Here is a 13,854-nt window from a genome sequence, read left to right as displayed (position 1 = left end):
TTTGTTTCCCGTGTATTTTCGGGGATGCAAATATATAAATTATTATATTCAAAACAAACGTATTTCGTTTATTTTCAAAATATTTCTATTTTTACCATTTAATCTCATTCCCTATTCATGCGTTTTAAAAAAACATACCTTTTATATATAGTCCTTTTTTTGATTTTTTGTTTTGCAAATAATCACGCAGTTTATGGGCAGCAAATTTATTTAAAAGTAAACGGTAAAAACGCTAACGAAACATCTTTTTTAAAACAAAATATCAAAGACAGCATTTTTAATAACGGGCAAGAGGTGGAAAATCAATTGCAAACGTTGCAAGGTTTTTTAAAAACTAACGGTTATTTATACCACCAAATTGTATCGGCAGAAAAAACGGACAGCCTGTATTGGGTGCGTTTTGATTTGGGCAAAAAAACGGATAGTTTAAAAATTAATTTCAACAAGCACCAAGAGCAACTGCAATCTATTTTAAATATTGACGAATCAAGCAAAACCATTGCCATACAAAACACCGAAACTTATTTAAAAAACATCGTTGACCAATTAGCAAAAAAAGGATATGCTATTAGCACGGTACGGCTAACGAATCATCAGTTTCTAAACAATATAATTAGTGCCGATTTAGACCTGACATTGGATCAACAAAGAAGAATTGATCAAATTGTTTTTACCCCTTACAATAACTTCCCTACCGGAATTAGACAGCGATTGATAAAAAAATACGAAAAAAAACCGTTTACCGATGCTGTTACGCAAGAGTTGCAGAAAGAAATGCGCCAATTTCCGTTTATAAAAACCAAGAAGCAACCTGAAGTGCTGTTTACAGAAAGCAACACTGCATTGTATTTATATGTGGAGCGACAAAACATCAGTCAGTTTGATGGGTTGATTGGTTTTACGAACGACGACAACGGCAAGGTGCAGTTTAACGGTTATGCCGATTTGCAATTGATGAATATTTTGAACAAAGGCGAGCAGTTGAAACTGTATTGGAAAAACGATGGCAATCAGCAAACGCAGTTTAATCTCTCGGGCGAAGTGCCTTATTTGTTCAACACGCCATTTGGGTTGAAAACTTCGTTGGAATTGTTCAAACAAGACAGCACCATGCTCAATACCAAGTTCAATGCTGCGGTTTTGTATTATCTGAATTTTAACCACCGTATTGGCGTTGGTTATCAGTCCACAGCTTCTGTGGCGGGAACAGAGAATTTTTATCAGGCAGCCGATTACAATAATCAATTCATCACACTGAATTATTTATTGAACAATTACCAAGATCATCCGTTGTTTCGACAAAAGTATCAGGTGACAGCGTTGGCTGGTTTTGGATCGAAAACCGAAGAAAAAGATAACCGCAAAGGTTCGCAGCAATTTATAAACTTTAACGCCCATTATTTGTGGCAACTAAACAACAGGTGGTATATCCATCAACAGTTAGAAAGTTCGGCACTTTTAAGCGCCATTCCTTTATTATATAATGAATATAATCGTTTTGGAGGCATTAACTCGCTCCGGGGTTTTCAGGAAAATTCGTTGCTTGCAAAAACTCAGTTAGGACTTTATAATGAAATTCGCTATTTGTTAGCACCCAATATGTATTTACACAGCATTACCGACGCCGCTTATTACGAAGGCGAAAACACCAGCGATTTTTTATATTCGTTTGGTTTGGGATTTGGCATACAAACTGGCGGCGGCTTGTTCAACATTATTTACGCAAACGGCGTGCAACCCAACACCGACTTTAAACTATCGAATGCTATTTTTCATTTAAGTTATAAAACGCAGTTTTAAAAAAATTGTTATATTTAAAAAACCAAATTTTAACTGATATGAATAACATAATTTTATCCTTTATTCTATGTATTAGTACTTCTTTAGTTGCGCAAACAGCCGAAGATAAAGCACTCATTAACGAAATCATTCAAAAATACAATAGTCATAGCAGCATGATGTTTGACATTAATTACATGATTAAATTTTTTGATGAGGAACAACCAATCTATTTAAATTCATCAGTAAAAATAGAAAGAGACCTAAGTGATAAAGTTTTTAGAAGCAAATTTGCATATACAAGAAACGATTCTATGTTTCAGTTAATAAAATATTACGATACTAAAAACTTATATGTTATTGAGCATAAAAATAAAAAAATAACCCAATACAACACAAAAAAGAAAGAAACTTTCCCTGTAACTGGTAATATTGATGGCAGAGTGATTGACGTTTATTTTTCTAAAATAGCTAATGTCCCTGCCGTTATTAATAACCAAAAAAACATTAAAACATATACCGATTCTGCCAATTATATTATCGTTAAACTTCAATTTCCTGACAAGGATGATTATTACGACGAAACAGAACAATTGTATTTCAACAAAGAATTAAAAGTAATTGATAAAATCACATATTCAGCAAAATATAAAGATCAAATTCAAAAAAACCAATGGCTTTTAAGTAACATTACTTTTAACACATTTAATAGCAACGATTTAAAAGAAAGTTTACAACAATATTTCGATACTTACACATTGGAAGATTACAAACCTTTAACAGAAGAAGACTATAAATTATTGTCTAACAAAAGTAAAGCTCCTGAAATAAAAGGTTTTCTATACCCTGATTACACAAAAGAAACAGATTTAAAATTTAATAAAATAAAAGTAATCGATTTTTGGTATACCTCATGTATGCCATGTATTCAAGCCATTCCTGCTTTAAATCAAATTCATAAGGAATTTAAAGATTACGTTGATGTTATAGGTATAAATCCTATGGAAACTAAATTGAAAGATCAACAGCGAATTGAGAAATTTTTAAAAAGGACTCCTGTAAACTATGATATTTTACTAGTTAACGGCACAATCCCTAAAGCTTATAACGTTCGTGTCTATCCTACTGTTTACATTATTGGAACTGATGGTAAAATAAAATATTCTGCAATGGGTTATTCTGAAACGTTACATAATGAGTTGAGAAAAGAACTAAAAAAATTGATTAAAAAACACAGATAGATTTTCATGTCTTTTATTATATTTTCACTTATGAATTGAATCATCTCTAATCAAAAAAATTACAAACAAAATTGTAAATATTACAGATAAATAACCCTATAATTTTAAGAGCTTCATACTTAATAAATTTTAGTCTCAACAATCATACGCATTATAATACTCTTTTTCTAACGCTTCTTCTAACTTTTCAATTTGTGCTTCAGTGGTTTTTACTTTTTTAAGATGCACAGGAAGTTGCTTTTTACCATCGGGCGAAATCCAAATTCCTTTTAATTGATTGTCAATTCTTTTCAGCAACATCAGCCCAGTATTGTAATGCTCTACAAATGTATATTGCTGTTTTTGTTCAGAAAATGTGGTTTCTAAAAGAATCCAATTGTCTTGCGTATTCTTTTGGTATTTATAGATTGCCGAAACCACTGTTCTGGGGCAACCGTCTTCTTCTATTTTCAAATAAAAAGATACTTTTAAATCGTTTGAAACAGTTCCTTCATAAAGTTCTTGCAAAATAATTTCCTGCCCAAAAGAAAAGTTTGCTACAAAAAGCCCAAATAACAACAGTATTTTTTTCATTATTGATTTTTAATTAAATATAGTAATATCTTTGCAACATGCAAAATGAACATCAAATATTTGGAATTCGTGCGGTTATCGAAGCGATCAACGCAGGAAAAGAAATAGATAAAGTATTTATACAAAAAGAAGCTCAGGGCGATTTAATGCAAGAGCTTATGAAAACGCTGAAGAAAAACAACGTAAATTTTTCGTATGTTCCAGTTGAAAAACTGAACAAATTAAGCAAATTCAACAACCATCAAGGTGCCGTTGCATCTATCGCACCTATTAAATTTGTTTCGATGGAAGAATTGATTGAAGGTGTGTTGGAGAAAAAAGACAAACCGCTTTTTTTAATTTTAGACCAGTTGAGCGATGCCCGCAATTTTGGTGCAATTATTCGTACGGCAGAATGTACCGGTGTGGACGGAATCATTATTCAAAAACAAGGTTCGGCTCCCGTAAATGGCGATACGGTGAAAACATCGGCTGGAGCGGTTTTTAATATTCCCATTTGCAAAGTAGATCACATTAAAGATGCTGTCTTTTATTTGCAAGGTTCGGGAATTGCAACCGTTGCTGCAACCGAAAAAACCGAAAACAATATTTACGATATTGATTTTAACCAAGGCATAGCCATCATCATGGGTTCTGAAGACAAAGGAGTAAATCCATCGGTTCTAAAAATCATTGACCACAAAGCAAAGCTCCCTATGTTTGGAACCATTTCTTCCTTAAACGTTTCGGTGGCTTGTGGTGCTTTTTTATACGAAGCAGTGAGGCAACGTCTATAATCCGTTATCCTTTTCAAAATACAACAGCCTCTTTACTTCTGTACAGAGGCTGTTTTTTTAAATTCTTTCAAAAAACCCATCACCGCAAAAACTGCCAAAAAGGCAGGCTTTTTTATTTGGGTATATTTTTGATTGATGGCTTTTATGGAAACAGAACAATTAAAATACCGCCCAGCCGTTTTTTGGGTGCCTTTTATAGCAATACTCGCGCTGTGGATGGTTTATTATTTAAACTGGCGTTACTTTTTAGAATGGAATCATTTTGGCATTGTACCCCACACCGTAAAAGGCTTGCGAGGAATTGTTTTTTCACCATTTTTACACGGTTCTCTGCAACATTTATGGAACAACACCTTAGCACTTTTAGTGCTGCTTCCACTCATTTGCTACTACTATTACAAAAATTGGCAAACATTAATTATTGGAGGCATTTTATTGTCCGGATTTGGCACATGGCTCATCGCTACCAGCGGAACCCACATCGGTGCAAGCGGTCTGATTTATGTGTTAACCGCCTATATGTTTTTCACAGGAATCCGCAGCAAACAATACCGCTTAATGGCCATTTCTTTCCTAATGATTATTCTATACGGAGGTTCGGTTTGGTATATGCTGCCCGATATTGAAGAAGGCATTTCATGGCAAGGTCACCTTGCGGGCTTTATCTCCGGACTGCTGCTTTCATATCTTTTAAAGAAACCACAACTAGAACCGCAGTACAAATACGATTGGCAACACCCTAATTTCGATGAAAGCAAAGACGATTTCATCAAACAATTCGATGCAAAAGGCAACTACAATCCCCTGCCCTTATTACGAAAAGACCCAAACGGATATGTGTACAACGACACCTTTCACCGCAAAAACGGCACGCATAACCACCGTATCATTATAAAAAGCTCTTAAACCCAAAAACGCTTTTTGGGCACATGCTTCGCACCGGGCTATTCGCTACAAGTCCTCGCTGTTGCGGCTTTCACCGCAACAGCTGTGGGCTATCCGCTGCTATCCCTTGTGCAAAATTCGGCACGCCATTAAAATTCCAAATAAAAAACAACAATACAGCAAATCAAAGTCAAAAATATCTTCTAGAAATTTCTTCATTGTTGATTGGTTTAGCAAAACAAATCAAAATACACCTACAAGGTCTTAAAAACCTCGCAGGAGTTATGTAGCCTTAAATTAAGTTATGAATTTACCAAGTTGCACAATTACTATAATAGAATTGTTGTGCTTGAGCTAGGTAAAACGAATCAGTAATGTCACTATATATTTTATCTATCAATTCAAAAATTTCTTCTTTTAAATCACTCTTTCTCTTTTCATCATCAAAATACTCATTATCCAATCTGTCTATAACAACTTGTTGTAATGTTTGTTTAAATAAATCTTTCTGTTTAGTAATATCATATTTGACCGAAAAATCATTCTTTGTTAAATAATATAAATAGATTGAATATTCTGTATAACCATGGATGCGAGCATATAAATGTGCAAATCCTGTACCTCCACCTTCCAACAAGCTTGACATTTTATTCAACCTACAATATATATACATTAATCTATTCCGTTGCTCTTCAAAATTTTCATCTTTATATAATTGTCTTAAAAAATAGGCATAATAAATATAGTAGTTATCCTGCCCTGCTTCACTTGTAAATTGTTCATCTGAATTTTTTGAATAAGTTGTCTCTGGATCATTTGGAAATTCTACAAAAAATTCTGGATGATTTCTCACCACGTCATTAAAATCATCTTTTAAAACATTTACCGTATCTCCTTCAAACGAAGCAAGCAAAACAGATTCTTTGGTTGTGTAATATTTTTCTGGATTGAATGAATCAGTCGCTTGCTCTTCTGACTTTTCTGAATTGAATGGATTAGCTACTGGGTTTTCTATTTTGCTTTGACCGCAACTAACCAATAAAACACAAGAAAAGAACCCTATTTTTAAAAAGTTTTTCATAAGTAAAATTTAGAAAACCAATATAATAAATTTTCAGTTAGCTTTAATAGTTCTTTAACGATATAATCCTTAATTTTAGGCTTTAACTTTTAAGCAAATTATGGAAAATATATTATTGTCGGCTTTTGACACGGCTCCGTTTTCACAAATAAAAAACAGCGACTACGAACCAGCTTTTAACGAAGCCATTAAGCAGGCAAAAGCAGAAATACAAGAAATCATAAGCAATACCAATGCACCCACTTTTGAAAACACAATAGAAGCAATGGCTTTTTCGGGTATGCAATTAGACCGTATTTCGAACATTTTTTTTAACTTGAATTCGGCAGAAACCAACGAAGAATTGCAAAAAATTGCTCAAATTGTTGCTCCGAAACTATCGGCTTTTAGCAACGATATTTCGCTAAATCCGGAGTTGTTCAAACGCGTAAAACAAATTTTTGACACGGTTGATAAATCTACTTTAACTACTGAACAAACCACTTTATTAGAAAAAACCTACAAAGGATTTGTGCGTAACGGTGCCTTGCTAAACGAGGAACAAAAAGCGGCATTGCGTGAAATTGATGCCCAACTATCGGTACTTTCATTGCAATTTAACGAGAATGTGTTGGCAGAAACCAATGCCTATGAACTGCACATTACCAACGAAGACGATTTAGCCGGATTGCCCGATGGTGTAATCGAAGCTGCTAAAAATCGTGCCACACAACAAGAAAAACAAGGCTGGATTTTTACTTTAGATTTCCCAAGCTATCTGCCATTTGTAACTTATGCTAAAAACCGTGAATTACGCAAGGAAATTGCGATTGCAAATGGCAAAAAAGGTTTCCAAAAAAACGAATACAACAATGAAGACATTGTGCTTAAAATTGTAAAATTGCGGAATAAACGTGCGCATTTATTAGGTTATAAAAACCATGCAACCTTTGTTTTGGAAGAACGCATGGCACAAAATCCGGAGAAAGTATCGACTTTTTTAAATGATTTATTGGTAAAAGCTAAACCCGCTGCTCAAAGAGAATTTGATGAATTAACGGCTTATGCTAAAAAATTAGATGGTATTGACCGATTAGAAAAATGGGACGGAAGCTATTACAGCGAAAAATTGAAACAAGAACGTTTTAATTTAGACGATGAAGCGTTGAAGCCTTATTTTAAACTGGAAAACGTTTTAAACGGCGCTTTTACCGTTGCCGAAAAATTGTTTGGTTTGCATTTTACCGAAGTTTTTACGGTTGATAAATACCACACCGATGTACAAACTTTTGATGTAACCAATGAAAGCGGAGAAAAAATCGCGTTATTATACACCGACTTTTTCCCAAGGAAAGGTAAACGGAACGGTGCATGGATGACATCGTTTAAATCGCAATGGATTAAAAACGGTGTTAATGAACGGCCGCATATTTCTATTGTATGCAACTTCACTCCTCCTACTCCATCAAAACCTTCCTTACTAACTTTTAACGAGGTTACTACGCTGTTCCACGAATTTGGTCATGCATTGCACGGAATGTTAGCAAACACAACTTATCCTTCCTTATCGGGCACATCGGTTTATTGGGATTTTGTTGAACTTCCAAGTCAGATTATGGAAAACTGGGTATATCAGCCTGAAACTTTGGCATTGTTTGCAAAGCATTACGAAACCGGCGAAACCATTCCACAACAATTCATCGATAAAATTAAAGAAAGTGCCAACTTTTTAGAGGGAATGGCAACCTTGCGACAACTGAGTTTTGGCTTGTTGGATATGGCGTGGCATTCCAAAAACCCAGAATACATTGACAGTTTAAAAGCGTTTGAAAACCAAGAATTCGAAGCCACGAAATTGTATCCCGATGTGGCTGAAAATGTAATGAGTACTGCTTTTTCGCATATTTTCGCTGGTGGATACGCCGCAGGATATTACTCCTACAAATGGGCAGAAGTGTTAGATGCCGATGCCTTTGATTATTTTGAACAAAACGGCATCTTCAACAAAGAAATTGCTACCAAATTCAAAGATTTTATTTTATCGCAAGGTGGAACCGACCACCCAATGACGCTATATAAAAAATTCCGCGGTCAAGAACCATCGCCAAATGCACTGCTTAAACGTGCTGGATTGATATAATTAAAAAGAGGCTGTCCAAAAAGTTTGGGCAGCCCTTTTTTAGTTGTGTTTTCTCTAAAAAATTCGTATTTTAGAGTTGAACAAAAAACCCAACTGTGGCTAAGGTAACATTTAAAAATCAAACAGGCAACTCTCCAGAACTTTTCCCTATCAATATTTTTGATTTGATTCCAGAAGACCACCCCGTTCGGTTGGTGGATTCGGTGGTTAATCAATTGGATATCAGCGATATTACAAATCTTTACTTAGGCGGAGGTTGCTCTGCATATCATCCGAGAATGATGATTAAAGTGTTGTTTTACAGCTATTTGTCCAACGTTTATTCGTGTAGAAAAATCGCCAAAGCCCTTACCGAAAACATCCATTTTATGTACATTTCGGGAAATTCTACGCCAAATTTTAGAACCATCAACGAATTTAGAGGGAAAATTTTGAAGGAGAAAATCAAAGATTTGTTTGCCGAAGTGGTGAAAATGCTGGTAGAATTGGGCTACATCAGCCTTGATGTTCAGTATATTGACGGCACAAAAATAGAGGCAAAATCCAATAAATACACCTTCGTTTGGCGGGGTTCTGTGGAAAAGTACAAAGAAAAATTAGAAGTTAAAATCAATACGATTCTTTCAGATATTGAAAACAGTATTCAATCAGATAATCAAGAACTTAACAAGGAAGAACTGCCCAAAAAAATCAATTCCGAAGAACTAAAAGAGAAGTTATCTGAATTGAACAAAAAACTAAAAGAACCTACCAAAAAACAGGCAAAAGAGCTACAAAAACTTCAGGATGAGCATCTTCCAAAATTAGAAAAATACGAAAAAGACCTAGAAACTTTAGGCGATAGGAATTCTTACAGCAAAACCGACCCCGACGCTACTTTTATGCGGATGAAGGAAGATCACATGAAAAACGGACAGCTTAAACCGGCTTATAATACGCAGATTTCAACTGAAAATCAGTTTATTACCCACGTTTCCATCCATCAAAAACCGGGGGATACCACGACTTTGGAATCGCATCTCGATGGTTTTGAAAATCTCTACGGAAAACAAAGCAAAGAAGTGGTTGCCGATGCAGGATACGGAAGTGAGGAGAATTACGAAATGCTTGAAAATAAAAACGTTACAGCGTATGTGAAGTATAATTATTTTCATGCAGAACAGAAAAAGAAGATGGAAAACAATCCGTTTTTGGTTCAGAATTTATTCTATAACCAAGAACAAGATTTTTACGTTTGTCCGATGGGTCAACGAATGGAAAATGTTGGCAAAGGCAAACGAATATCGAGCAACGGGTACGAATCGCAAGTGTCTTATTATCAAGCTAAAAACTGCAACAATTGTCCGCTTCGAGGGGAATGTTTCAATGCAAAAGGTAATCGCAGAATAGAAGTCAATCACCGTTTGAATGAGCTTAAAGAAAGAGCGAGAAATTTATTAACGAGCGAAGAAGGTTTAAAACACCGAAGCAAACGCCCGATAGAAGTAGAAGCTGTCTTTGGTCAACTCAAAAGCAATAATAAATTTAACAGATTTACATTCAAAGGCTTAGAAAAAGTAGAATTAGAGTTTCTACTGATGGCTCTTGGGCATAATTTTAGAAAAATGGTGGCCAAAGAAGCGACTTCTAAGAAAATTGTTGTAAAAACCGCAAAAAGAGGTTCAAAAATGATTTTTGAAATTGAAATTTTCATTTTTAAGCATCAAGAATTTTCTTCAACTAAAAATAATCACCACAATTTTCACTATCAAAAATTAGCCGCATAAAAAAAGACTGCCTTTTTGGACAGCCTCTTGTTTTTTATAAAAACCTAAGCATTTTTTTTAATAACTGAAAAGCATCTTCTGTATAAGGTGGATATTTTATTTTACTGTCAAACCATGTTTTTCGGTAAACCACCGCTTTGGTTTGTGAAAAAGCTTCAAAACTATATGTTCCGTGGTAATTCCCAAAACCACTGGCGCCAATTCCACCAAAAGGCAGTTTATTGTTGATAATGTGCGACAAACAATCGTTTACACACGCACCGCCATATTGACAATGTTTCAAAAGAGTTTCTATTTCCGTGGTATCATCTCCAAAAACATAAAAAGCCAAAGGTTTTTCGTTTTCTTGATTATAGGCAATAATTTCGTTTATATGATTATAAGTCAAAAGAGGCAATACCGGACCAAAAATTTCGGTTTGCATCACTTCATCGGTTGTCTTTTCAACTTTTAGAAGTGTAGGCGCGATATAACGGGTAGCATCATTCGTTGCTCCACCCATCAATATACTTCCTTCTAAAAGATATCTTTTAATTCTGTTATGGTGTTTCTCATTAATAATCCGAGCGAAATAAGGAGATTTCTCCGGATCTTTTCCATAAAAATCTATTAAAACCTTTTGCATTTCGGCAATAAATTCTTTTTCTACGCTGGGATGTATAAAAATAAAATCGGGTGCAATACAAGTTTGTCCGGCATTTACAAATTTGGCATAGGCAATCCGTTTGGCAGCTAACGAAATATTCGTACTTGGCGTGATGATACAAGGCGATTTTCCGCCCAATTCCAAAACAACCGGTGTGAGATTTTTAGCCGCAGCTTGATGCACAATTTTACCAACAGCGGTACTTCCCGTAAAAAAAATCTTATCAAACTTTTGTTCTAAAAGTGCTGTTGTTTCTTCCACACCACCTTCGATTACTTGCACCAAATCTTTCGTGAAATATTTAGGGATTAATCCCGCCAATAATGCAGAAGTATGTACAGTTAATTCCGAAGGTTTCAAAACGGCACAGTTGCCCGCCGCCAAAGCTGCTAAAAGTGGTTGCAACGCCAAAAGAAGCGGATAATTCCACGGAGCAATAATCAAAACAACTCCATAAGGCTGAAAAGATACTGTTTCCTTTGCCGGAAAATTCAATATGGTTGATGAAACCCGTTGAGGAGTAACCCACTTTTTTAAATGCTTTTTGAAATAATTCAACTCTTTTTGCAACATCGCAATTTCGGTAGCCAAGGTTTCAAATGCTGGTTTATTGAAATCGGCTTGTACTGCAGCAATCATTTCATCTTTGTGGTGATCCAGCATCGATTGAAACTGTTGCAAACAATGCTTTCTGTGTGCAAAGCTTCTTGTTTTGCCTGTATAGAAATGTGTGCGTAAGTTTTTTATCGTTTCCAAATGATTTCTTTTTGTTGAAGTTATGAAAAATCCTTCGGAAAAAAGTGGTTTTAAAAGAAAAGTATTGCGAAAGATGAATTATTTTTTTAAGTTCGGAAAAAAAATCCATGTTGCTCCACGTTATACAAAAGTGTTACCACAACGAACATTTAACTGCTGCCGATTATGAAACAATTTTAAAAAAGCATCATTTGGTTGATTTTGAAAAAGGTTCGTTTTTGTTGGAACAAGCACAAACCTTGAATTGTTACTATATTTTATTAGAAGGTGCTGTGCACAGTTTTGTACACGACAGCAATGGCAACCCCATTACCATAAACCTTTATACCGAAGGAGAGGTGGTTATTGATGTAAATGCTTTGTTTCAAAAAAAGAAAACGCTAGAAAACTGGCAATGTGCCACCAATTGCACCATGCTTTGCATTATGTTTGACGATTTTCAAGAACTTTTTCATGCCATTTATGGTTTCAGAGAATGGGGACGCGCATGGATGGCAAATGCTTTGTTTGAACTAAAAGAACGCAGCATGGAAATGCTTACCCTTTCGGCAAAACAACGCTACGACAAATTGCTTCAACAAAAACCACAACTTTTTCAATTAATCCCTTTAAAACATATTGCGTCGTATTTAGGAGTTACCGACACCAGTTTAAGCAGAATTAGAAAAGAATATAAAACATAAAAAAGCGAATCTATGAACAATCCCAACACGATACAGGACTATTTAGAGCAAGTTGCTCCAGAACGGCAAGAGGCCTTTCACCAATTATATGAAACTATTAAAAACAACCTTCCCGAAGGTTTTGAAGAACGGTTTATTTATAACAACATTGGCTTTGTTGTGCCTAAAAGCATCTTTCCGGCTGGTTATCACTGTTCGCCCGAATTGCCTTTGCCTTTTATAAATATTGCTTCTCAAAAAAGCCATATCGCATTATATCACATGGGTATTTATATGCAACCTGCTGTTTATGATTGGTTTGTAAACGAATATCCCAACCACAGCAAAAGAAAATTAGACATGGGAAAAAGTTGTATCCGATTCAAAAAAACAGATGATATTCCTTTTGATTTAATTGCAGAATTAATGCAGAAAATTTCGGTGAACGATTATATTGCGCTTTATCAATCAACTTTAAAAAAATAAGTTTATACGGTTTCAAATCTTGTCATAAGGCAAGTTTATTTAGTATATACCGCACTATTTTTGAAGATATAAATCTTAAAAACTGAAATATTATGGCAAGAATTCATGCATACTTAAATTTTAATGGCAACTGCGAACAGGCTTTTTCGTTCTATGAAAAAGTGTTTAAAACACCAAACATTGGAATCAATCGATTTGGAGATATGCCCGAAAACCCTGAATTTCCAATAAACGACGAAGACAAGCAAAAAATCATGCACACCGCAATTATGCTAAATGAAAACACCATGATTATGGGGTCGGATTGTTTAGAGCGTTTTGGACATCAATTAACACACGGCAACAGCACCTATGTAATGCTAGACACCGATACAGCACAAGAAGCAAAAGATTTATATGCTTCGCTGTCTGAAAATGCAATGAACATTGAAATGGAACTTGGCGAGCAATTTTGGGCAGAATTATACGCTTCCTTTCAAGATCAATTCGGAATTTGGTGGATGATTCATTTTGAAGGAAACAAAAAAATGGAGTAAACTTAAAACTTTTTATACTATGAAATTTTTAAAATATACCTTACTTACACTGTTAGGATTAGTAGCTTTAGCATTGATTGCAGCGGCCATTCTTCCCAAAACATTTCATGCAGAAGGTTCGGCGGTTATCAACAAACCCAATGCAGAAGTTTTCAACTATGTGAAACACATTAAAAACCAAGAAAATTTTGGTGTTTGGTTTGAGTTGGATCCAAATATTATAGCTACATCAGAAGGAACAGACGGTACCGAAGGTTTTAAATACAGCTGGAAAAGCGAAGAAGTGGGCAACGGATCGCAAGTAATTACCAAAATCAATGAAAACAGCCGTGTGGACATTGATTTGTTTTTAATGGACAGTACCGAACCTGCAAAATCGTATTTTATCACCGAGGCTGTTAGCGATAACCAAACCAAAGTTCGCTGGGTGGTTGATGGCGAAATGCCTTATCCATTTAACCTAATGAGCCTTTTTTACGACATGAACAAAGATTTTGAAAAAGGAACAGCCAATTTAAAAGCCGTTTTAGAAAAACAGTAAACCATTA

12 protein-coding genes and 1 pseudogene are annotated in these 13,854 nt (G+C 35.1%); 10 read left to right on the top strand and 3 right to left on the bottom strand.

The window, feature by feature from the left end; all coding sequences use genetic code 11:
• Positions 1 to 159: 159 nt before the first annotated feature.
• Positions 160 to 1,800 carry a BamA/TamA family outer membrane protein gene (locus tag NPX36_RS07970; RefSeq protein ID WP_257498211.1) on the top strand — a complete coding sequence of 547 codons (1,641 nt, stop codon included), beginning with the start codon at positions 160 to 162 and terminating at the stop codon, positions 1,798 to 1,800.
• A 38-nt stretch (positions 1,801 to 1,838) separates the two neighbouring features.
• A complete protein-coding gene (locus tag NPX36_RS07965; protein WP_257498210.1) occupies positions 1,839 to 3,020 on the top strand; it encodes a TlpA family protein disulfide reductase in 1,182 nt (393 codons plus the stop codon).
• 135 nt (positions 3,021 to 3,155) lie between these two features.
• Here the strand turns inward: NPX36_RS07965 and NPX36_RS07960 are convergent, their stop codons facing one another.
• Positions 3,156 to 3,593, bottom strand: a complete 438-nt coding sequence (locus tag NPX36_RS07960; RefSeq protein WP_257498209.1) for a hypothetical protein — start codon at positions 3,591 to 3,593, stop codon at positions 3,156 to 3,158.
• Between the two features lie 38 nt (positions 3,594 to 3,631).
• Between NPX36_RS07960 and rlmB the strand changes: the two genes are divergently transcribed.
• Together rlmB and NPX36_RS07950 are read left to right on the top strand one after the other, a co-directional pair.
• Complete coding sequence (rlmB, locus tag NPX36_RS07955; protein ID WP_257498208.1) at positions 3,632 to 4,369, top strand: 23S rRNA (guanosine(2251)-2'-O)-methyltransferase RlmB; 738 nt, start codon at positions 3,632 to 3,634, stop codon at positions 4,367 to 4,369.
• A gap of 144 nt (positions 4,370 to 4,513) precedes the next feature.
• Positions 4,514 to 5,275 carry a rhomboid family intramembrane serine protease gene (locus NPX36_RS07950; protein ID WP_257498207.1) on the top strand — a complete coding sequence of 254 codons (762 nt, stop codon included), beginning with the start codon at positions 4,514 to 4,516 and terminating at the stop codon, positions 5,273 to 5,275.
• A 289-nt stretch (positions 5,276 to 5,564) separates the two neighbouring features.
• Here NPX36_RS07950 and NPX36_RS07945 read toward each other — a convergent pair whose 3' ends face one another.
• The gene (locus NPX36_RS07945; protein ID WP_257498206.1) at positions 5,565 to 6,335 is read right to left on the bottom strand and encodes a hypothetical protein; all 771 of its coding nucleotides are present in this window, start codon (positions 6,333 to 6,335) and stop codon (positions 5,565 to 5,567) included.
• A 100-nt stretch (positions 6,336 to 6,435) separates the two neighbouring features.
• On the opposite strand from NPX36_RS07945, the gene NPX36_RS07940 reads away from it, so the two are divergent.
• Together NPX36_RS07940 and NPX36_RS07935 are read left to right on the top strand one after the other, a co-directional pair.
• Positions 6,436 to 8,454, top strand: coding sequence for a M3 family metallopeptidase (locus tag NPX36_RS07940; RefSeq protein WP_257498205.1), 2,019 nt, complete (start codon positions 6,436 to 6,438; stop codon positions 8,452 to 8,454).
• Between the two features lie 95 nt (positions 8,455 to 8,549).
• Positions 8,550 to 10,124, top strand: a pseudogene (locus tag NPX36_RS07935) (IS1182 family transposase); the annotation flags it as partial.
• 130 nt (positions 10,125 to 10,254) lie between these two features.
• Here NPX36_RS07935 and NPX36_RS07930 read toward each other — a convergent pair.
• Complete coding sequence (locus tag NPX36_RS07930; protein WP_257498204.1) at positions 10,255 to 11,622, bottom strand: aldehyde dehydrogenase family protein; 1,368 nt, start codon at positions 11,620 to 11,622, stop codon at positions 10,255 to 10,257.
• Between the two features lie 107 nt (positions 11,623 to 11,729).
• On the opposite strand from NPX36_RS07930, the gene NPX36_RS07925 reads away from it, so the two are divergent.
• The 4 genes from NPX36_RS07925 to NPX36_RS07910 all read left to right on the top strand — a co-directional run bounded on the left by NPX36_RS07925 (position 11,730) and on the right by NPX36_RS07910 (position 13,847).
• Entirely contained in the window at positions 11,730 to 12,305 is a 576-nt protein-coding gene (locus NPX36_RS07925) for a Crp/Fnr family transcriptional regulator (RefSeq protein WP_257498203.1), read from the top strand.
• Positions 12,306 to 12,317: 12 nt separating this feature from the next.
• Positions 12,318 to 12,770, top strand: coding sequence for a DUF1801 domain-containing protein (locus NPX36_RS07920; protein WP_257498202.1), 453 nt, complete (start codon positions 12,318 to 12,320; stop codon positions 12,768 to 12,770).
• Between the two features lie 92 nt (positions 12,771 to 12,862).
• The gene (locus NPX36_RS07915) at positions 12,863 to 13,306 is read left to right on the top strand and encodes a VOC family protein (protein WP_257498201.1); all 444 of its coding nucleotides are present in this window, start codon (positions 12,863 to 12,865) and stop codon (positions 13,304 to 13,306) included.
• 19 nt (positions 13,307 to 13,325) lie between these two features.
• Positions 13,326 to 13,847 (top strand): SRPBCC family protein, encoded by a 522-nt coding sequence (locus NPX36_RS07910; RefSeq protein ID WP_257498200.1) that lies wholly within the window; start codon positions 13,326 to 13,328, stop codon positions 13,845 to 13,847.
• The last annotated feature ends 7 nt before the right edge of the window (positions 13,848 to 13,854 follow it).

Source organism: Paenimyroides aestuarii (genome assembly GCF_024628805.1).
GTDB classification, from domain to species: domain Bacteria; phylum Bacteroidota; class Bacteroidia; order Flavobacteriales; family Flavobacteriaceae; genus Flavobacterium; species Flavobacterium aestuarii_A.
This window is presented reverse-complemented; position numbering and strand designations above follow the sequence as displayed.